Source organism: Arthrobacter globiformis, from assembly GCF_003261175.1.
In the GTDB taxonomy this organism is placed as follows: domain Bacteria; phylum Actinomycetota; class Actinomycetes; order Actinomycetales; family Micrococcaceae; genus Arthrobacter; species Arthrobacter globiformis_A.
This window is the reverse complement of sequence record NZ_QLNP01000074.1, coordinates 31,425-52,240: the sequence shown is the minus strand read 5'-3', so window position 1 is coordinate 52,240 and position 20,816 is coordinate 31,425. Positions and strand designations below refer to the sequence as shown.

General features: G+C 61.3%; 15 protein-coding genes and 1 pseudogene. 7 read left to right on the top strand and 9 right to left on the bottom strand.

Translation table 11 applies throughout. The annotated features are described in order from the left end of the window. Positions 1 to 162 precede the first annotated feature (162 nt). The 3 genes from DBZ45_RS10555 to DBZ45_RS10545 form a co-directional block, all read right to left on the bottom strand. Positions 163 to 909 (bottom strand): hypothetical protein, encoded by a 747-nt coding sequence (locus DBZ45_RS10555; RefSeq protein ID WP_111903863.1) that lies wholly within the window; start codon positions 907 to 909, stop codon positions 163 to 165. A 683-nt stretch (positions 910 to 1,592) separates the two neighbouring features. Next, positions 1,593 to 6,431: a DEAD/DEAH box helicase gene (locus tag DBZ45_RS10550; RefSeq protein WP_111903862.1), complete on the bottom strand. Its 4,839-nt coding sequence runs from the start codon at positions 6,429 to 6,431 to the stop codon at positions 1,593 to 1,595. 232 nt (positions 6,432 to 6,663) lie between these two features. Then, positions 6,664 to 7,860 carry a competence protein CoiA gene (locus tag DBZ45_RS10545; protein WP_111903861.1) on the bottom strand — a complete coding sequence of 399 codons (1,197 nt, stop codon included), beginning with the start codon at positions 7,858 to 7,860 and terminating at the stop codon, positions 6,664 to 6,666. A 204-nt stretch (positions 7,861 to 8,064) separates the two neighbouring features. Between DBZ45_RS10545 and DBZ45_RS10540 the strand changes: the two genes are divergently transcribed. From DBZ45_RS10540 to DBZ45_RS10525, 5 genes are all read left to right on the top strand, one after another. Then, positions 8,065 to 8,679, top strand: coding sequence for a hypothetical protein (locus DBZ45_RS10540; RefSeq protein ID WP_146617487.1), 615 nt, complete (start codon positions 8,065 to 8,067; stop codon positions 8,677 to 8,679). A gap of 627 nt (positions 8,680 to 9,306) precedes the next feature. Next, positions 9,307 to 9,711, top strand: coding sequence for a hypothetical protein (locus DBZ45_RS22660; protein ID WP_146617486.1), 405 nt, complete (start codon positions 9,307 to 9,309; stop codon positions 9,709 to 9,711). A gap of 121 nt (positions 9,712 to 9,832) precedes the next feature. Then, a complete protein-coding gene (locus DBZ45_RS10535; RefSeq protein WP_111903859.1) occupies positions 9,833 to 10,471 on the top strand; it encodes a hypothetical protein in 639 nt (212 codons plus the stop codon). Between the two features lie 259 nt (positions 10,472 to 10,730). Then, positions 10,731 to 11,213: an AsnC family protein gene (locus DBZ45_RS10530; RefSeq protein ID WP_111903858.1), complete on the top strand. Its 483-nt coding sequence runs from the start codon at positions 10,731 to 10,733 to the stop codon at positions 11,211 to 11,213. A gap of 363 nt (positions 11,214 to 11,576) precedes the next feature. Further along, the gene (locus DBZ45_RS10525; RefSeq protein WP_111903857.1) at positions 11,577 to 11,786 is read left to right on the top strand and encodes a hypothetical protein; all 210 of its coding nucleotides are present in this window, start codon (positions 11,577 to 11,579) and stop codon (positions 11,784 to 11,786) included. Positions 11,787 to 11,870: 84 nt separating this feature from the next. On the opposite strand, the pseudogene DBZ45_RS10520 reads toward DBZ45_RS10525, so the two are convergent. Continuing rightward, a pseudogene (locus tag DBZ45_RS10520) lies at positions 11,871 to 12,462 on the bottom strand (recombinase family protein). Between the two features lie 890 nt (positions 12,463 to 13,352). Between DBZ45_RS10520 and DBZ45_RS10515 the strand changes: the two are divergent. After that, positions 13,353 to 14,294 (top strand): ParA family protein, encoded by a 942-nt coding sequence (locus tag DBZ45_RS10515; RefSeq protein ID WP_111903856.1) that lies wholly within the window; start codon positions 13,353 to 13,355, stop codon positions 14,292 to 14,294. 191 nt (positions 14,295 to 14,485) lie between these two features. After that, positions 14,486 to 15,043: a hypothetical protein gene (locus tag DBZ45_RS10510; RefSeq protein ID WP_223257011.1), complete on the top strand. Its 558-nt coding sequence runs from the start codon at positions 14,486 to 14,488 to the stop codon at positions 15,041 to 15,043. A 200-nt stretch (positions 15,044 to 15,243) separates the two neighbouring features. Here the strand turns inward: DBZ45_RS10510 and DBZ45_RS10505 are convergent, their stop codons facing one another. The 5 genes from DBZ45_RS10505 to DBZ45_RS10485 all read right to left on the bottom strand — a co-directional run bounded on the left by DBZ45_RS10505 (position 15,244) and on the right by DBZ45_RS10485 (position 20,780). Further along, entirely contained in the window at positions 15,244 to 17,085 is a 1,842-nt protein-coding gene (locus DBZ45_RS10505) for a helix-turn-helix domain-containing protein (protein ID WP_223257010.1), read from the bottom strand. 203 nt (positions 17,086 to 17,288) lie between these two features. Continuing rightward, positions 17,289 to 17,525, bottom strand: a complete 237-nt coding sequence (locus DBZ45_RS10500; protein WP_087874225.1) for a hypothetical protein — start codon at positions 17,523 to 17,525, stop codon at positions 17,289 to 17,291. A 193-nt stretch (positions 17,526 to 17,718) separates the two neighbouring features. Next, the gene (locus tag DBZ45_RS10495) at positions 17,719 to 19,167 is read right to left on the bottom strand and encodes a MinD/ParA family ATP-binding protein (RefSeq protein ID WP_111903853.1); all 1,449 of its coding nucleotides are present in this window, start codon (positions 19,165 to 19,167) and stop codon (positions 17,719 to 17,721) included. A 6-nt stretch (positions 19,168 to 19,173) separates the two neighbouring features. Continuing rightward, positions 19,174 to 19,701: a hypothetical protein gene (locus DBZ45_RS10490; protein ID WP_111903852.1), complete on the bottom strand. Its 528-nt coding sequence runs from the start codon at positions 19,699 to 19,701 to the stop codon at positions 19,174 to 19,176. Then, a complete protein-coding gene (locus tag DBZ45_RS10485) occupies positions 19,698 to 20,780 on the bottom strand; it encodes a CHAP domain-containing protein (RefSeq protein WP_111903851.1) in 1,083 nt (360 codons plus the stop codon). The genes DBZ45_RS10490 and DBZ45_RS10485 overlap by 4 nt, the downstream gene beginning before the upstream one ends. Positions 20,781 to 20,816: the final 36 nt, after the last annotated feature.

Sequence of the window (20,816 nt, the reverse complement as noted above, 5' to 3'; positions counted from 1 at the left end):
GGACACAAAGGTCCAGGGCGAAACCCGGCCTCGAGCGGTTCGATTCACTGCATGCGGATAGCACCCCTGATACTCTCTGGCTTCAGCACGCCCTGCGATGAACGAAATACCCTAGGGATGACTCAGCTCGGGTGAGCAGCAAGGCCAGCGGTTGGCGCCGTTTCACCAGGACGGGGAGCCGATGTCCGCCAAGGCTTTGAGGCGATAGCGCTTACGAACGCGCATTCTTAGGTCGTCGTCTCCATACACTTCGGACGACATTGTGAGGAGTCCGAGGTCTTCGAGCTCCTTCGTGGCCCGCGTCCATGTGTCATTGGACATGCCATATTGGGTCTTTCGGTGCCCTGCCATGACTTCTCCATTCTGGCCCGTTCCGCCCGTGAGCTCGCGGAGTGCAAGGTATACGGCTAAGGAACGGCCATTCAGCTTGAGGATCCATCCGTTCGCCCACAGTTCGATCGGAAGCGTTACATAGCGCCGCTCGAATCTCGCACCCCATTCTTCCCCCGTACCGTCAGGCCTCAGCAGAGTGATGTGAGGAATCTTCCCTGGCTCAAACTCGCGCCGAATCAAGCGCTTTGATTCCAGCCATTTCAGAGCAGCGTTTATTTGCCGGGGACCGGTGTCAGCCGGCAGGTTAAGCATGGCTGCGAGCCCTCTAGCCGTCTTCTGCCGAAGCACGTAAGGATGTCTTGTCGCCTGCATCCTCAGTGTGAGGTAGAGCCGCAGTCTGACCTCGCCTCCGCGGCCGCCGCGCATCAACTGTGAAAGCAGCGGCTCCTCCTCTTCCCTGCGTACGAAGACGATGGGGAATTGAACTGAGGAGCTTCGCTTGGCTCGATCTACAGCGTTCTTCAGCCTCACTAAGGCGTCAACCGGCTCGTCCAAAGCGATCCTCTCAACAAACATTGCACTCTTGGCGGAACGACCTGCAGTCCACGTGATTCGCGGAGTCCTTGGTGTCCTTGTACTTCTTCTTTCTTAACTAGATTCCGCAACAAGCGTAGATGGTCCATGCTGCAAATGCTCAACTAACCCGCCGCGAACGACCTCTCACGGCGCTGCAAGCGCCATCCTGTACCGCTCGAAAGGCGGGGGTCTGTGGCTTGTCGGAGGCTCACCTAGACCCAATGATGGAGGGGAAGCAGATGGTCCCCCCGCCCTGGCCGGCGAGGGGACCATCTCTTAGAGAAAGGAGGTAACCGAGTGAGTCACGGCTTCCGAATAACTGTGCGTCTTACAGTAGCTGGTCTCGAAATTACTATCGAGCCCTTGTAACTGAGGGGAGGGGGTCAAGGCACCCCCTCCCCTCACCTTTGAGCTGCGCGGCGGGGGCCTGCCGAAGCAGCACCCCTGATGATTGTCAGGGGTCACTGACGCACTTCCCGTCAGGGATACCTGACAGGAAGGTTGTGGATCATGGGCTGGAAATCAACCGACAACGAGCACGAGGGCTGGGCAGCGTGCGTCGCACCGGACGGGCGGCTGTCCGCATCCTCAACAGACCAAGAGCTTCTCGCTTTTCGCGTGTCCCACTTCCTTGGACTCAGGACACTAACGGCCGTCTTCGCCTGCGCCGCGTTTGAGAAGGCCTAATCCAGCCCGAGCTCAGGCAGTGATTCGACGATCCGGTTGGTCTCCAGGCTGAGAGCCACGATGCGGCCGATCAGTTCGATGATGTAGCGGGGCTGCTTGTGTTCACGGGACCAATCATTCGGGTCGTTCACGATGCCCGAGGCCTTGTCCGTCTTGACCTGGTAACGCTCCAGGATCCAGTCCACGGCTGAGCGGGAGCCGAGCATGTACTGCTGGGCCTCCTCCGGGATGCCTTCCAAGGTGATGTGCGCGTTGTATACGATGCGCGTCTTGTCCCAGGTCCCGGCTTTGCCCGCGTACTTCATCTTTGTCACGGCAAAACGGGCGTAGTCGTCCTGCTCCACGGCAAGGCCGGTGGCCACCTCTGTAAGCGCGTACGGCTCCAATGACTCGTATCCGATGTGCAGATCCGAGAGTGCCTTGCCAGCGTCCACGAAGGCACGGAAGCGCTCAGTATCGGGCACCTGGGGGATGCGGGGCAGCAGTTTCTTCAGGTCCGCGGCGAACCTGGTCCTGTACTCGGGGGAGTGAAGCAGGCCGTAGACGTAATGGAAAATGTCGTCCTTGCTGACGGCCGGCCCGTAGACAGACCGGTAGCTGGTGAGTGCAGCATCAGTGATGTTGTCGATACGCTGCGGTCCCTGGTCATCATCGCCTATTGCATCAAACAGAGTCCCCTTAGCCGGGATGGCATAGCTGTATCGGGGAAAAAACTGACCGCCGCTACCGGCACCAGTGACATGAAGATCGGGAAGGCTGTCGGTCATGAGAACACTGAAAGGCACTGCAGATCCACTACCGACGTAGTAAATGCCTAAGTTCGAAGTAGCGAGTGAGGGAAAGAAGCGTGGCTGCTGTGACCGCTCATGATTGGCAAGAGGTGCGAAATAGACCTCTTGCTTGCAGAACGGCCGGTAGAGGGCCGTACGGTGAGCTGAGCCTAAATATTCGAGTCGGTCATGTTTGCGTAGGGCACTGCGAAGGCTGCGGGTCCAGCTAATTTGTGCCGGGTCAGTTGAAATGAATGAGTCCACTTCTCCAGGGGAGCCGGCGGCGATGTAGCGATCAACTTCTGCGTTGTAGAAGTCCACCATGCGGCGGACATTCTGGGTAAGTTCCTCGTGCGACGAGTTGTAAACCCACGCATCCCGGCCAGATTCCAGCCCCCTGGAAAAAGCCCCAAAGATGGCTGGTCCAGAGTCCTTGCTGCCGATGGGCGCGTAACTCTCGAAAATGCTGCTGCGCTGATTTATCCAGTCCCCGTCGGCACTAGCCGCGACAAGTTCCCAAGGAACGTCCGCGATGTTGCCGCCGTCGACAATTGAGAGTTTCTGCTTCCGGTCGAGGTAGTCCCCGATGTCGCGGTAGTGAAGTGCGCAGTCATCGACGGGTCCCGGGCGCTTCACGAGCAGGAGGATGGCCACAGTGTTGCGGCTCCCGGAGTCGAAGATTTTGCCGCCCTCGCGACGGCTCTGTTCGCCGGCGGTCCGCTGGTTTCCGCGGAGGTTGTAGACGTAGATGTCGTGGAACTCGGAGACGAGGGTTTTCCGCAGGCCATCCGCGGTGTTGCCGTCGATGTACCCGCCGTTGGAGACGTAGCAGAGGACCCCGCCGTGGGGGGAATTGAGGATCCGGTTGGAGCCCCAGCGGAAAGCACGGATGTAGGAGTCGTAGAGGGAGTTCTTGTTAGTGGCCGAGGAGAGGTCCGCGTAAGTCCGGCGGATCGAGTCATCCAGGGTCGGGTACTTCAGGTTGGCGTTGTTATCGTTGCCGCTGGACTGGCCCACGGAGTAGGGCGGGTTCCCTATGATGACGCGGATGTCGAGGGCGTTCTGCGCCTTCACGCGGTCGTTGTTGGAGGTGAACACGAAGTCGTCCAGGGTGTCGCCGTCTTCGGTCATCTGGAAGGTGTCGGTCAGGACGATGCCGTCGAACGGCAGGTACGGCACTTCGCCAGGGTCCTTGCCGTCGGCCGCCGCCTGTTCTTCCAGGAGTCCGTGGACGGTGGCCTCGATGTTAATCGCGGCGATGTAGTAGGCCATCAGCAGCAGCTCGTTGGCGTGGAGCTCCTGGGTGTACTTGCGCAGCAGGTCTTCCGGCTTGATCCGGCCGGACTGGAGCAGCCGCACGATGAAGGTTCCGGTCCCGGTGAAGGGATCCAGGACGTGGACGCCTTCGTCACTGATGGATGCCCCAAAATCCTTGGCGAGGACGTCGTCGACGGCGCGGATGATGAAGTCGACGACCTCCACCGGTGTGTAGACGATGCCGAGGGATTCCGCGGTGCGGGGGAAGGCCAGTTTGAAGAACTTCTCGTACAGTTCCGTGACGATCTTCTGCTTGCCTTCGGCGTTGGTGATGCCTTCAGCCCGAACCCGGACGGAACGGTAGAAGGATTCCAAGCTGGCGACCTCGGAGTCCAGGTTGTACTTCTCCAGGATGTCGACCATGGAGTCCATGACCTGGGAGACCGGGTTGTTGGCCGCGAACGAGTAGCCCTCAAAGAGCGCCTCGAACACCGGTTTGGTGATCAGGTGCTGAGAGAGCATGTCGATCGCATCCGACTGGGAGATGGAGTCGTTCAGGTTTCCGCGCAGGCCCTGCAGGAAGACGCTGAATTCCTCCCGCGGCCGCTGGTCTTCGCCCTCAAGGATGGTGCGGATCCGCAACACGTGCCGGTCGGCGATCTCCTTGACGTCCTTGGCCCAGGACTCCCAGTAGCGGCGGTCGCCGACTTTCTTGACCATGCGGGCGAAGATCGCGTTGCGCCACTGGTCGGCGCCGGCCATGTGGAACAAGGCCTCGGTGCCAGTCCCGCTGGGCTTGTCGCTCCCACCGCCACCCGGGCCGTCACCGAAGGGGTCGGCCACGGTGATGACGTCGATCTTATTGTTGGCGTTCCGATTCAACTCGAGCTTGTTGATCATCGCGTCGAACCGGTCGTCGTGAGCCCGGAGCGCCTGCAGGACGTCCCAGACGACCTTGTACTTCTTGTTGTCGTTCAGTGCCGTTTCCGGGTCCTGACTGGCCGGGACGGCGATGGGCAGGATGATGTAGCCGTACTCCTTGCCTTCGGCCTTGCGCATGACGCGTCCGACGGACTGGACGACGTCGACTTGGGAGTTGCGGGGGTTCAGAAACAACACCGCGTCCAGGGACGGAACGTCGACGCCTTCAGAGAGGCAGCGGGCGTTGGAGAGGATCCGGCAGGTGTCTTCGCCGTCGGCGGTTGAAGTGTATTCGGCTTTGAGCCAGTCCAGCTTGGAGGAGCGTTCCAGGACGTTGAAGGTGCCGTCCACGTGGTCGGCTTCCAGCTTCAACGCCAGCGCGTCGGACTCGCCCCGGTTGACGAGCAGCTGACGGCCGACGAGTTCGAAGTCGGCGGCCAGCTTCTTGGATTCCTTGATGTTCCGCGCGAAGGCGACAGCCCGGCGCATGGGGGATGTATCGGTGATGTCCAGCCGTTGGCCGTTTACCCCGCGTTTGGAGAGGCCGTTCCAGCAGCCGACGATCCGGGCGGCGTCGTCCAGGTTTAGGTCACCGTTGTCTTCGAACAGGCTCTGGAAGGACTTGCTGACGGTTTCCTCGTCTACCGCGAGGACCAGGACCTTGTAGTCGGCGAGGTGGCCCATCTCCACAGCCTTGCCGAAGCCGAGGTGGTGGAATTCCGGGCCGTAGACGTCCTCGTCGTCCATGGAGTACATCTTGACGTCGTCCTGGCCGGCCTTGGCCTTGGCCTCCTGGACATAGATCCTTGGGGTGGCGGTCATGTAGAGCCGCTTGCCGGACTCGATGTAGGTGTTGTCGTGCACCTTCACGAACGCCGAGTCGTCGTGGCTGGCTTCGGTGATGCCGGTGGTCCGGTGCGCCTCGTCGCAGACGATGAGGTCGAATTCGGACAGGCCATCCTTCTGGGCCTGGTGGATCACATCGATCGACTGGTAGGTGGAAAAGACGACCGTGATGGCTTCCTGGCCGGAGCTGATCTTCGCCCGGTTCAGCAGCTTCGCCGGGTCGGTGGTGGCCGGGAACGCGAGGTCGTGGACGCTGACGTCCTCGTGCTCTTTACGGCCGACCTTGGTGTCGGAGCAGACGGCCAGGGGCCGCAGCGGGACGGAGGCCTGGGCGGTCCATTCATTCAGGGTCTGCTGCAGCAGGGCGATGGAGGGCACCAGAAACAGAACCGAGCCGCCGATGGGAACGATCTCTTCGACCATCTTCAGAGAGGTGTAGGTCTTGCCGGTGCCGCAGGCCATGATGAGCCTGCCGCGGTCGCTGAGGGCGAAGCCCTTCTTCACGTCTTCGATGGCTTCGCGCTGGTACTTGCGGGGTTCCTTGCCGCCCAGCTGCTTCATCTGCTCGGGTGCGTCGATGCTGAACTCGGACCAGTCAATGGTGGAGTCAGCCAGGTCCGCGAATCGCAGCCGGGTCATCGGTTTGGACTGGCCCTCCAGGGCGTCCTCGGCGTGCTTGGACCACTTGTCGGTGGTGGAGACCACCATGCCGTACGAGAAATCGTTCTTGCCGACGGCGGTGAAGAACGAGTCGATCTGCTTCTTGTCCAGGGTCCGGGCCGGGTCGTAGAACTTGCACTGGATGCCTGTCAGTTCGCCCGTGTATCGGTCCCTGGCGACCAGGTCGATGCCCGTGTCAACGTGCCCGTTCCGGTCCGGCCATTCACTCCACAGCCAGACATCGGAGAACTGGTCAGCGTATTTGGGTTCAAGCTCCAGGTAGCGCTTCATAAGGTGCTCGAATTTCGTCCCCTTGTCGTGCTGGTCGGTCGCCGAGAAGTAGAGGCGGTCGAGGACGTCTTCGAAACTTGCTGAACCCATGGGAAGTATCTTGCCCTACCCGGTCCGGCGCCGCGGAATCCCTCGGGAACAGCACCGTCGAAGCACACAGGTGCCGCCGATCACGACAACGGTTGCTGGTTACGGCGCTCTTCGTGGGCTGCTGTTTCGGTGCGTGGGTGGCAGCCCTGGCTGATTGGAAGGCGGACATTAGCCAGGTCAGGTGGCCTATGCGCTAGGCGTACCAATTCCTTGGTACCGGAACGTTGCCCCCTTACTGGCCCTTCCGTTCTCCGCGCCGTGGTAGCGGGGGAAGTTCGCTGCCCAACAGCTCGGGTGTCGCTCTAACCCAGTGAGCCTTGCCGTCCGGAAAAGTTGGTCCCTCTGGCGCATGAGGCTCTTGGCTGCAATGCCCTCGCCCGACGTCTACGCAAAGGTGCTCGCGAGACAGGACGCCTTGACTGATGGGCAATGGCAACCATCCTTCCACGACGTAACTGCGCCAGTTGACGCTGCCATGGTTGAGCGGGGTATCGCCCTGGAGGCTATTGCAGAAGGGACAACAGAATGCCAGGTAAGAGCGGTCCGCCGCTTTACTGAACCTGGTCGCCAAAAACATGGGTGCCGGCAGATCCGCCTGCTTAAGCATGGGCATGACCCTGGCTGCAATAAGCCGCTCAACCCTGTCTGTGAGGAAGTCCCTGGAGTCGTAGTGGTGGATTGCGACCAAACTGCCCGTGTATCCACACCTTGTTTCCACCTGAAGGCTTTCGAGCCTCCATGCCGTGATCCACCGCTTACAGCTCTCTCGCCAGCATTTGATCATCGCCGTTTCCAATGAGTACGCCCGAACGACCGGTTCAATGCGCTGCTTAATTCCGTGGTTCAGCAAGCTGTTGATAGCTTCAGCAGGACCGGTGGTGACAGGAACGATGAACGGGCCAGGCAGGCTGAGAGTCCTTGCTCCCGACTCTCCACCAATCAGTGCCGACGGCACAGCTGCAGCAGCTTCACGATTCACTTCCGGAACTAACCAAAAGCACCGTATGCCCTCTGCTTCGTAGCGTTCCTGCCGTCGCCGAAACTCGGCAGCGTCCTGGCGCGAGAATTGAATTTCGAGAGCCCATTTCTCTGTCCCCCGGGTAGCCATCACATCAGCAATCCATGACCTATCAGGGGCGGCCTGTTCGATGACGGCATCCCAGCCGGCGTCGCGTGCGGCCGCCGCCACCAAGGACTTCATTTCCAGGTGGTCCGCAGATTCCCCACCGGGATGTAAGGAACAGTCAGTCTTTCCATGATGGTAAAAATGCTTCAACCCGTTTTTGGAGATCCGCGGCTTACCCGGCTGGCCGCAAGACATAGTCAGGGTCTCCCCTGTTTTGCACCGCCCGCGCAGATCTTCCCAGTCTGCGTCGTTCACAAACGGCGCCTCAATGCGTTCACCAGCTAGGTAAGCGGCAAGTGGCATCTCTTTCTCCCCCCAAAGTCCATAGAAATTAAGGCCTATTCAAGCTGACAGTCCTCCTAGGAGCACACCACAAACCCCCGACAGAGAGTGTGCCACTTCCTTGGAACCAGAACGCCCCGAAACGGGGACACTCCCTATCCGAAACAGGATCCCGCGTAATCTGCCAAAAATTGGGTTGAGGCGTCTTGTAGCTACTGTGGTGCCATGTCTTCTCGAATGATCGTTCATCTCATGTGGGGAATCGCCGGGCTCACTCTCGGCGCGTGCCTCGCGTTGTTGATCGTGAACAGCTGGACGCCCGATTGGATTGAAGCGACTGGCACTTGGTTTGGTGCTGTAGCAACGGTCCTCACACTTCTCTGGGCCGTCCGAAGTTTCCGGTCGGATCAGGCAGAGCGGGAGAGAACTCGTCAGGCCGAACATGAGAAAGACAGAGCTGGGCAGCTCGCGCGCGAACAGGCCGAGATAAATCAGGCCAAAAGCGTGTCCATTTCTTTGGAGGGTGGTGCTGCCCACGGTTCTGGGCCGGGGCAAATGATGACGAGCATTCATGTCTGGATTAAGAACCGCTCAAAGTACGGTGCCTCCGTGCATGCCATAACCCTCGATGAGCAGCTAAAACCCAAGCGTTCATTGCCTGCTGACTTTCACATTCAGCCGGGATCCGACTTCCGCCAGCTGATCGAGATTGAGGATGTACCTGCGCGGGCAGAGGAACTTAGCGGTAAGCCGATGATCCGTTTCACTGCCGGAATGACCTATCACATTGACGGACAAGATTGGCGTCGTAGTTCCACGAGCAGCCCGGAACGCCTCTAGCTCGGGCTCGCCCACATACCGGGAGCGCAACCGCCTCCCCAGCTCAAGGTGCTTGAGGTTGTGACTCTGGTGGCCCTGCAGGAGTGTCCCGCTTCCTTGGAGCTGAAACGTCTTCGGGTGGGGCGCTCCCCCGGATCGGGATCCGGGGGAACGGGGTAATCTGACTGCTCCGGATGTTGTCCCAAAAGGCTCCGCCACAAACCCTGTCACAAAAGTGACTTTCAGGACGCAGCCGCAGCTAGTTCGCAAGCGCTCGTGACCGCCTCCACCCAGGAGTCTGGATGAGAGTCCTCGCGGTGCTCAGTCCGTGAGACGCCTCGTATCCCATGTTCACCTCTCTTGCAGGGTGCGAACGATTATGCCTGACATAGCCCGTAACGCTGCTAGCATACTTTGGTGCCATCCCGGGCTGACCCCGGCATCAAGGCGTGAATCCCAGTAATTGACGGGTCATAGCGCTGGCGGAAGCCCTGTTAGAAATTTGAGAAAAAGGTCCTATCCATGCTGCCCACTCCGGCGTCGCGCCACGCATTAAAGTCGAAAATCCTTAGGGCACTTGCCGTCGGAGCCCTCGCTGCCGGAACGCCCATTTTGGCCGGTTGTTCCACCACTTCGGTGGGAGAGAGCATGCCTACAACCAGCACGCCGAATCCAGATTTAGTGTCTCTGCAAGACGTTCTTGAGAGTCACTCCTACCTGACTGGTGAGGAATGTGAGAGTCCAGAAGAGAAGCGGGTATCCGAGTCAATGACAGTTGACGTGGTGGTCTGCGATCACGCACCTAGCTTGAAGCTGGTCGCAGTAGTCGGGCATTCCACTACGGGTTTCGCAGACTCTGTCTCAAGATTTAAGGGAGCCTCTCAGGCCATGGGAGAAAATTGGATGGTTTCCGTTACTCCAGGTCTCCTCAGCAAAAGTGACTATCGGATGAGCGGCGGGGTCGACCGTACTGAACTCGAAGCCGAAGGCATCGCGGAGAAACTCGACGGATGGGTCGAAGTTAGTCCGAATATCGAGGATTTTTACCGTTAGGTAGCGCTGGATAGTTCGCTCCATGACCCCGCTGCGACACACAGCGGAAAACAGACGCTGACCACATATCCTCTCTTGAAAAGCTTCACCGGCGGCAAAGCCGGGGCGCAAGGGGGAAACTATGTCCGGGAAAGTCAAGCTGCCGAAACCCATCAAGGTCAATGGCACACCAAAGCGCCGGCTTCCGTTCGTCCTGTCCGGAATCGGTCTGGCCATCATGCTCGCCTTAGCGGGACTCTATTGGTTGGGACAGGCTTTGCCCGCCCAACAGGTTGCTCAGGCGCAGGCGGCAGCAAAGGCGAAAGAGGATGAGGCGGCCGAGAAGAAGAAGGCCGAATCCGACGCATTTTGGGCCAAAGTGGACGCGGACAACAAGGCCCAGCGCGAAAAGGACGCGAAGGCCCTTGCCGACTTCGAAGCAAGCGATGGAGGCGAAGCCGAGAGGACCAAGACCGAAATGGAGAAGCTCGGCTGGAAGCAGTTTTCCGGTGACTTCTACTACCAGTTCGCGGACAAGTCCGACTACAGCTGCAGCTACTCCAAATGCCTCGTCGTGCACGTCACCACCATGGCACCGGCGGGTTGTCCGGGTGGCCTGTACGTGGAGGCTACGGTCGACGCCGGCGGCGCATCTGTCGGCAAAGCCAACAGCATTACCGCTGCGCTTCCCCAGGGCAAAGATGCCATTGTGAAGCTGACGGACACCTCAGGGGCGGGAGAAGCAATGGCGCTGACAGACCTGCATTGTCTCCGCAGCTAGATGCTTCGACACTTTTCGGCCGGCCATGATCCTTTTTGCCAACCGCTAGCGGCTCGCTTGGGCGTGCCAGCACATCGGTTCCGTTGGCCGGACTCCTCTATTCCTTACCTCTGACCCCTGCCACAATGATCGTCAGGAGTGCCTGACACGAGGGGGGTCGAAGGTCATGGGCTGGGTATCAACAGATAACGAGCACGAGGGCTGGGCAGCGTGCGTTGCCCCTGACGGGCGGCTGTCCATAACATCATCAGGCGCAGGAATGCTTTTTCGCGGTTTGACCGGCCGCTACGAGCCTGACAGGATGCGGCCCGACTACGAGGTGGTCCCCGACAGCGAGATCGTCGGGTGGCGGGGACACTGCTCGTGCGGATGGCAAGGCGACAGGTGGGAAAGGGTCGCCTCCCCCACGGCTGCCGACTTCAACCGCCGCCGTGACTACATCTCCGCGGACGATTCCGCTCACGCCTCACTAAGAGTCGAAGACGCCATCCACAACGAGTGGAACGCCCACGTCGCACCCTCTGAAGCGCTTCTCGGCCTGGAAGCAGCCGCGCGCGACTACAACCGGGCAGGCCGCCGACTGGCCAAGACCGTCGCCGCTGCGAAGGCGACCGGGGCGTCTTGGGCAGATATAGGCCGTGCAGTAGGCATCAGCCGCCAGTCCGCCCACGAACGCTGGGCCGACAAGGCTGCGCCGCTTCATGTAGAGGAACCCCAGCGACGACCGCCTGACGGGCACTGAATGCACGACTCCTCCACTCTGGTCTTCAATCTCGTATATGCCGGCACCCTAGGTATTGGGTTCCTGATGTTCCTCTGTCACCTCGGGGCCTTTATCGTTCTGCTCGCCAGCGCCGCTACAGCCAAACTCCTGATGAACGCACTTCGGGCACTATTCGCCGCTTACGGAACCCGGTAGCTCACCGGCAACTCAGAGCTCGCCATTTCTCGCCGATGTCGCCGGCCGCTACTACCTTCGACGATTAAGCCTGACGGGTCACAGCAGACGGTGGTTCAAATACCGACAGGTGAGCCATGGCGGGAACGCTGGCGCCTCACAGGGTACCGTGTGTACCGCCACCCGACATGGAATCTGAGGGACCAAATGAACATTGAGAGAGCTACAGCTGACGAGCTTTACCGCCTGCTGTTGGACGTTCAGGACCAGCTCAACGAACTGATGGCAGATGACCGGCTGTCGTTGGCAAGAGATGCTGAGCAGTCGTACGGGACGGCACGTAATGCCGTCGGCGTCGTGGTGCGTCATCTGGATGCCGCCAGACAAGTGCTGGCCGTGCTGGAAACTACCGACTAGAAGCCCCGGCCAATTGCCCTGCTGCCGGAAAGCCAGCTTCCGTAATCTTGGTATCCAACAACTTATTCCAAAACTAACAGCTCGCTATGCATCTGCAGTTTCGACTTCTGGCACGTCATTCCGGCTCAGAGCCCGAGTCAGTGACGAGACGCTGACGCTAAGTATCTGAGCTGTCTCCTTCAGAGTTTTCCCCTGGACGCGCAGCTGCAGGGCGGCCTCTATCTTAGACGGAGTCATCGTTCGGGGGCGGCCGCCGAGTCGGCCACGTGCTTTCGCCGCCGCCAGGCCAGCCTTTGTCCGTTCAGACAGCCTGGACCGTTCGTACTCTGCAAGGGACGCGAACATGTCGAAGATCAGCTTGCCGTGTGCGCTAGTGGTATCCAGCCACGGTTCAGCGAGGGAACGGAAGCCTATCCCCCGGCGACCCAGTACCGTCACGATGTCAGCCAGGTCAGCGGTACTGCGGCCGAGTCTGGTCAGATCGGCGACAGTCAGCACATTGCCGGGCTGCAGGTAATCCAGGCATTCCTTCCATCGGGTCCTCGCCTGGGTGGCGCCGGAAGCATACTCCTGAAAACACGCGTACGGCCCCGGCAGCGACGAGTGCATCCACCTGGGAATCCAACGACTGCCCCCGGGTGCTGACCCTCGCATACCCAATTACATTCCCAGACACGTCAAAAAGCCTCCTCAGTAGGTTTTGACCAGCTTTCATTTCGAAAACCAGTTTTGACCAACGATATGAGCACATTTGCGACATTTTTAGGAGGCCTGCCGGAGGCAGGTCAGAAACGGTCGATATTGACCATCCCGGCTCAATGTCGGGTAGCTGCACATCGGCGCCTTCAGTCCACTACTCCCCTAATGCGTCCCAGCGCACACGCCACGAACTCACGGGCCGATGTGCTGCCGCGGGATAGCCGGTGGCTCTGCGCCCCGTCTCGTGGCTCACGTCGACCAGCCCGTGACGCAACAGACGCTACGTAGCGGACCGCTGACCAGCGGGGAACGTTCTGGCGGGCCACTAGGTAGCATGAGAGGTCAGGCCGACGGCGCAACTGCATTCTTTGTTGCACCACACCATTTCCCCAACGGCATTTCACGCCATAAGTCGTGCCATAGCTCCTATGGGAGCGTCAAGAATAAGACGCGCTTGAAGAACCGCCGTATCTCCCGCAGCGAAAGCGGCGGGAGATACCGTTTGGATGCGGACCAGTTGCCCCATGGCCAGTTCTACACGGGCTCTTATCGGCAAAACAACAACAGGCCCTATAGCAGGCCCAACCCTCAATCCGGTTGAGGCCCTTACCGACCGGCAGACGAGAAACCACACGTCCCTTCAGGTATGAAACCGAACTGAGACCCAAACGGGACCCCCAACCTAGATTCACATAGGGGTACGCATACGACGTCAAGCCTTTGTATCAACGTGGGGACCGATGAAAAAAATGGTTCAACGTCCTGTCTTGCTTCGCATGCGTGTCACTACCAGCAACTCGGCAAGACTGCACATAGCGTTGACAGCAGAACAACATGCAAACCACCAGGTAGGAGAGTCACCGGCCGATGGCACGATCACTGCAAACCCCTGCACCCCCGAAACCTCAAGCAACACGGGCCATTGACCGGGTCATCTCCTTGGCGAACGGCAAAGGCGGAGTCGGCAAGACGACCACGGCAGCAAACGTTGGCGGGTACGTCGCGCTGGCTGGCTCCCGTGTGCTGCTGATCGACCTTGACCCGCAGGGCGACCTAGCCCGCGACCTTGGATACGACCGACAGACAGGGAGAGAATTCTTCCAGGCCCTGATCGCCGGCACGCCCCCGATGATCCTTCGCGACGTGCGGGAAAACCTTGACGTCATCCCGGGCGGCCAGGACCTTGAAGACATCCAAGGCCTAATGGTGTCCCGCTCCAGTCGCTCCGACGCCGGCGACTTCGGCGATATGCTCTACGCCGTCCTGGCCCCGTTGGCAGACGATTACGACTTGATCCTGATCGACACCCCTCCGGGGGAGCGGATCCTCGTAGAAGGCGCCTTCGCGATCTCCAGTGCAGTCGTCATTCCCACCCGTTCCGACGATGCGAGCATCGATGGCGTCGAACGCATCGCACGCCGCTTCATGGCTGTACGTGACCGGAACCCATCCCTGCAGCTGGCGGGCATCGTCCTGTTCGGTGTCGGCCCGCGCTCCATGCGCCTCGAACGCAGCGTCCGAGACACGTTGGAAGAAATGCTCGGCACCGTCGCACCCGTCTTCGCAACCCGCATCAGGAACCTGGAGAGCGCAAGCGCGGATGCCCGCCGCAAAGGCCTGCTCTTCCACGAGCTTGAAGGTGCCGTAACCGACGCGCAGAAGAAGCGCCTAAAGGCGCTCCGGGCGGGGGAGAAGCCTGCAGACGGCTTCTTTTCGCGCAACGCCGGTGGACTCGCTGAAGAGTACGAGCAGCTGACCGGCGAGATCCTTGCCCGACTGAACGAGATCGAAAGCGCGAACGAAGCATGAGCGGCCGACAGAGCCTTGCCGGGGCATTCGCACCTGTAGCGCCCGCCCGCGGTGCAGCACTGCAAGGGTTGCTGGCTCCGAAGCGGGGGAGGGGCGCGCCTACACCGGAACTCAAACCCGCAGAGTCCGTGGAGGCACCGGCCCGGGAACTTATCCAGGTGCCGCCAACACCAGCACCGGAGCCCGCTGACATGCAGGTACCTACTGAGCAGCCGCAAGCGGATAAGCGACTCACTGAGCAGGGACTTGCTGAGGAGACGCCCCTTGAGGCGGCAGAAGAGCAGCCGGAGCACACGCCTACATCCATCCAGGCACCAAAGGCCGCCGTGCGGCAGAAGCCTGGTTCCAAGAAAGTTGCTACCGCGACCAAAGCCTCGGAGCTGGTTCCCGGGGCGCTGCGCAACGTCGGCGTGTACCTGCCACCGGCGCTCCTGGCGCAAGTGAAAGATGCCATTTACCAGGAGCGGACCACGTATGCGGAACTGCTAATCGACGCCTTCGAAGCCGTCGACGACAAGCAGATCGCCAAGGAGTTCACCACCGAGACCAAACTGACCAGATCCGGAATACCCCGTCGTGCCCCGCGGAAGCGAGGAGAGGCTGGCATTCAGATCCAGCTCCGTCTCGACGGGCTGCAGGTTGCCTGGCTGGATGAGAAGGTCGCCGAATTCGACGCACCGTCACGTAGCGCCCTGGTCTCAGCCGCGTTCAAGCTTTATATCCAGGCGACACAAACTTCGTCAGAGTGATCTTGAATCTTTTTGCGGAGAGCGCGACCCGGATACTAGCAGTACTTATGGCTTGAACTATGGCATGGGTTATGGCACGAAAACGCAGAGCGCCAAGACTTTACTAGGGACTGAGTACGGCGGACGGCCACAACGATCCCCGTCGAGGTGTACAGGCCGGGGGAGCCGGGCTCACAACTACCAAACCTTGGCGCTGGACCTCATCCCGTTCTATTGAAAGCTATGTCGGACAGTGACCATTCGTCGGGTGGCTCCTCGAACATCTCCCACGGATAGTCGTCGTCGGGGGAGAGCAGCTCGGCGACGGTGTTGACGTTCTTGGCTAGCCATTCCCGCCAGATGATCCGATCGTTGCGGTAGCGCTGTATCTGTGCAGCGACAGCTTCCAGGACGCCAAACTGCTCTGCGAGCTGCTTCAGTGAGGTGGCCGCGACGGTGGACCAGGAGCGGGCGGCGCTGCGGGTGATGAGATTCCAGGCAGCCAGGACTTCCAGGGCTTCGTTCACGGCAGACCGGGAGAGCCTGGTTACGCGTACGATTTCTGATGTCAGCATGGCGGGGGAGTGCTCCAAGGCCTCATACACGAACGCTGCCGGCAGCCCCAGTTCACGGAACACCGGGCGAAGGGCGTGGATTCTCCCTTTGTGCCAGCTGGCATCCTCGGCCGCTGTCTTCAGCTCTTCCGGGATGGTGAGCATATAGAGGTCTCCCTTGGTTCCGCGGCCTTCCTCAACCAAGGTGAGCAGCGGATTTTCCTCGGTCCGCAGTTCCCGGAGATGCATCGCTACGGTGGTGTGGTCCAAGCCGCTCGCGATGGCAATAGAACGGACACCGAACTCCACGAACCTGGACGCCGTCATGTGTGCTGCCTCCCCCATGGACCGCAGCACCATCCTCCTCGCCATGCCTGTCCTGGATTGCTGGTAGTTCACCTCCCTGATCCGCAGAGCGTTGCGCCATGTGCGGATGAACCGATGCTCTGCATCGGGATTCGAAATTGGATTTATGCCCTGCAGTGCGGGGGGCTGTGTATTTGGCTGGCTTGTGGGGGATCTGCGGACAGTGTTCTTTCCGTTGCTGGCGGCCTTGTTTTTGCTGAGGTATTTGAGGGCGTTCTGCCAGTCACGCCGCAGGGAAGGGAGCCGGTTCTTTGTGGAGTAGCGCGCGTAGAAGGAGGCCAGGCCCGGCCATGTTCCTTGCAGCATGCGGCGTTCAACATCAATTAGCTGCAACCCGGCGGCCACGGCCGATACGATGACGGCTTGGCGTGCGTCCGAGTCCGAGACGTACCGGTTCGTGTCGTACAGACCGGTCTGGGCGAGCACCTGCATGGGGCGGGACATCCGCCCCCTAGGCTGGTCGATGACGGGCGCTTCGGCGGTGGACCGGCTGAAGGACTCTTCCTGGCGGAGGGCGCGGACAGCTCTTATCTCGGCGGCTAGATCCTTGGTCATGGCGGCCCATACCGAGGTGTTGTTAGGACGTCGGGCAATGTCGTAGGCCATGGACAGACTCATCGCCAGTTCCTGGTGGCCGCCACGCTTGTGCGGTGACCCGGGGGTTCGCATGCAGCCGTGAAGCAGGTTCTGGTGCGGGGTCTTATCCAAGGTCCGGTACCGGGTGCCCAGCGCCTCGACAAGATCACGCGCCTCGGAGAAAGTGACCCGCTGCGCCAGCGGGACGTAAACATGCCGGCCACCGTTCGGTGAGAAGTCCTCAATCCACCGGGCCCCAACCGAATGCAACCATGCCTGAACGGCGCGGACGTCGGCATGGACCCGCTCAGTACCTGCTACCGAGGAGTCGAAGTCGAGGAAGATCGCCGCGCAGGTGCCGTCCTTCCCGAAAATTCGTACTGCAGCAGGCAATGAAGGAAGGGATTCGGAGAGGTTCCGTTCGTGTTTCTGCGGGTAGGTCTTCCCTGCGTCACGAGACAATCGGACACGAGGCTGGCCAGCGAGCAGCGGAGCTAGCGCAGCCCAAACGGTTGCTGGGTCGTCTGGCTGCCATGACACGCCCAAATCTGGGCGCGCTGGAAGCACAGAGACGTGCTGATGTACGATGTGGGTAATCCTTTCGGGGATTGAGGTACGAAAAAGGGCCGATCCTGCCAGATCGGTTTCATAGCAACACAAAGGATGGCCTTTTCAGGCTCTCCACGACTTACAATCTGATCCGCCGGCAAGCAATCCAGAGGGTAAGTCTCAAGCTTCGAAGGCCCGCCTTGTGCGGGCCTTCTTTTTTGTTATGAGGCGATGCGGATCGGCAGCTCCTGCTGGTAGTCATCCTGGTCGAGCGCAGCAAGGTCCTCTTTAAGCTTTGGCTCTACAACGGACAGAACGTATTCGGTGACGGTCAGGCCCCTGTGGGCTGCCACTTTGGCGATACCGTCAGCAGTGTGTTCCGGTGTGCGGAAACCAATGAACTTACGCAGGCCTTTGCTAGGGCGCCCGCCGCCTCGATTTACTGCTACTGCCGTCATGTGCATGTCCTTTGAATTTTGCATCCGCCGTAGCGAACACAGCTTCATCGTTGTATGGCCAGCCGCTAGCACTGACTTCGATGCCGTTGCGACTGCTCCGAAACTACCACCGTGTAATTGCCCTCCGGGGGATTTGTTTTCAGAAAACGGCCGCGTGTCGCATTTGTGACGGATAGCTCGGCGGTTGTTCATTTCAGAAGCCCCCAGCTACGGCTGCTCCGGCGGCGAGCCATGCGCGCTGTGTTGCCTCTTGGAGTGCTTCGTAGCGGATGGGTCCGTTGACCAGGGCGGGGTCGTAGGGGATCCGCACCACGGCGCGTACGTGGGGGGCGAAGCCGTCAGCGATCCGCCGGGCCTCGTCTCTGGCGCGCTTGAGCGCGTCGCCGCTCATGCTTCGCTTGGCGTCGGTGGACTCGGACACGATGACGACGGCATTCCGGGCCAGTTCGGCATCGTGGCCACCGCGGGATTCGAGCGTCTGGAGGGTCAGGCGCGCGGCCTCGGCGCGGTTTTCGATGGCTGTCACTGGGACGACGAGCTGGTTGGTGTGGTGGATCATTCGCCGCCAGTTGGCGGCGCGGGCCGTGTTTCCGGAGTCCATGACGATGAGCCGGTAGTAGCGCGTGAGTACCTGGTGGGCGATATCCACCTCCTCGGCGGTCACTTCATGGTCGCCTTCGTCGTTCTCGTCCGAGCGCAGGACGTCGAACTTGTCGGCTGTTTGGTGGTGAACGAACCGGGCGATCTCGGCTGCCTGCGCGCTGGGGGAGAGCAGGGCCTGGGATGAGTCGATGAGGTCCAGCACGCTGTTGTTGTGGCCGCCCTGTTCGGTGCGCCAGCCCAGCGTCCCTTGTGATTCGTTGTTGTCCCAGGCGACGGTCGCAGCGCCGCTGTAGCGGGCCAGGATCGCGCTGAGCATGACGACGGTGGGCGTCTTGTTCGCCCCGCCCTTGCGGTTGACGACCGCGACGGTGCGGGGGCCGGGCCAGTGTTGGCTCACGGTGCGGATGTCTTCGCGTTCGGCCAGCTCCTCGGGCGAGGGGTCCATGCGGAAGCCCAGGCGGCTGAGAGCGCCGCGCCACCCGCGGGTGGCGGGCTGGAGCACGGGGGTGCTGATGAGGAACGAAGTGTCTTTGAGGCTGGGCCCGGTGGCAGGCTCCGCAGCGGCTGGTGTGGCGGCCGGTGCGGGCTCCTGGGCGGCCGCATCCGAGACAGCTGCACCGAAGGTCACAGGGGCCGCGCCGGCAGGGTGCGCGGCCGTTTCCTCGACCGGAGGGGCAACGGGTGCTGCCGGAGCAGGCGCGGCAGTGACTTTGGCCGGTTCGGGTGAAGGGGTGCCCGTAATTGGCAAGGTGTCCTGCTCCCGCTTGGGGGTCGGCTTGTTGGGAGTGGCCTCGCTGACGACGCCTTCGGGGGAGACGATGATGAGGCCCCGCCCGTCCGGATCGGTGGTGCTGACGCGCACGGGTCGGCCGAGCTGGGCAGCGGTTTCGGTGATGATGCGTAGCGCGTCGGTCAGGACGGCGGCTTCGTCGGCGGCCTCGATCGCGTGCGATGTCCCGTTGATGGTGACTTCGCCGGTTCCGTTGGTGCGGAGAACGGCGTTGATCCTGGGGAAGTCGAGAGCTTGGGTTTCCATCATCTGTCCTTACTTTTTGCCGTTCGGGGGTGTGAAACGGTTGACCTGCCAAGGCTTGCCGGCTGCGCTGCGGAGCAGCTGGACGTCGTAGTCGCCGGCGTCGGTGGGGAACACGACATGGCAGCCGAAGCCGTTGTTCTCATCGATCTTCAGCTGGCCTGTTCCGGTGACCTTGGTGACCGGGATGTTGGCCGGGTCAACGTATTGGTAATCGGCGGTGGCCTGGACGGTCAGGAGCTGGCCGAGGTCCTGGATCCAAACCTTGTCCATGACCGTGGGGCGGGCGTAGAGCGTCATGGCCTTGGTCGCGGTCTCCAGCGCGGCAGTTTTACTTGCCTCGTCCCAGGCAATGCCCAGCGTGGCCGGAGCTGTTCCGCCGGGCGCCTGGGGCTTGCCGCCAGCGCTGAGGGTGGCCGGAGCGGTAGTGGACGCCGTGGTGGAAGTGTTGGGTGACGGTTGTGCGGGCGTTGTGCTGGATGCTGGCGCGCAGGAGGTACAGAGGAGCAGGGCCGTGAGGGCCGTCAGGATGCGTTTCATGGTTCCTCCGGTGAGTCGCTGCCGGGCAGGTAGAGAAAGGCGCTGGGAGTGCCGTTCTGTACGGTGCGGGTGTAGTAGGTGTGGTCGTTGGGGGCGGGGTTGCCGTTGTAGCCCTCTTCGAGGAAGCTGCCGTCACCGTTGACGGCCTTGACGATGGCGACGTGGCCGTAGGTGCCGTCTGCGCCTCCGGTGCCGGGGGAGTACCAGACGACCGCTCCGACACGTGGGGTGGTGCCGGTGGGCCAGCCTTTGGCGTCCCAGCCGTCCTTCCAGGTCAGGGCCGAGCCGAGCAGGGCGCCGTCGGGCCGGAAGGTGCTGTTGAGGATCTTGTAGGGGGCGGTGGTGCTGCCGAGCTGCTGGTTGATCCGCCAGAGGGCGAAGTCGACGCATTCGCGGTTGAACATGCCCAGCGGGGATGGCTCGTAGATCTTGGCCGTGCTCCAGGGCAGGTCATCGTCTTTGCCGGATTGGCCGGGGATGCCGCAGGAGCTGTCCCCGCCGGCGTCGGTGATCTTCACGTCGCCCAGGGCGGCGACGGCCTCGACGGCGGCCACCCAGTAAGGCCTGTAGTGGAACGGGTCCGCGTTGCGCTGCACCCTGTGCGCGGCCGTGGTGGGTTCGAGCTGTTCCCAGCCGTTGATCTTCTTCAGGGCCTTGAAGAAGTTGCTGGCGGAGGCCGTGGGGTTCATCCGGTCCCGGTAGGTGCCCCAGGCGCCGTTGTCGCGCTGCTGGAACAGTCCCCGGGAATCAGGTCCCGGTCCGTCGCCGTGGTCCAGGACGCTCAGCCCGGACTCGCCCATGGCCGTCATGACACCGATCGTCTGCCCCCGGGCAGACAGGCCAAGGGCTTTGCCTGCATTGATGATCAGGGCGGCATTCTTCAGCTGCTCGCCCCCGTAGCCGGCGACAGCCACCTTGGGCAGCTGGCGTGCGTCAACGCTGACGCTGGACCCGGTCGGTGAGCAGACGTCGGCCGCGGCCTGGGAGCCCCCGCCGAACAGGATGATGGACACGACCAAGCCGACGGGCGCAAGGACGGCACCGGCGACCAGCACGGGCGCGCTCGTTGGTGATGGCATGTGTCCCCCTCACATCTGTCCGGCTCAATCTGTCTG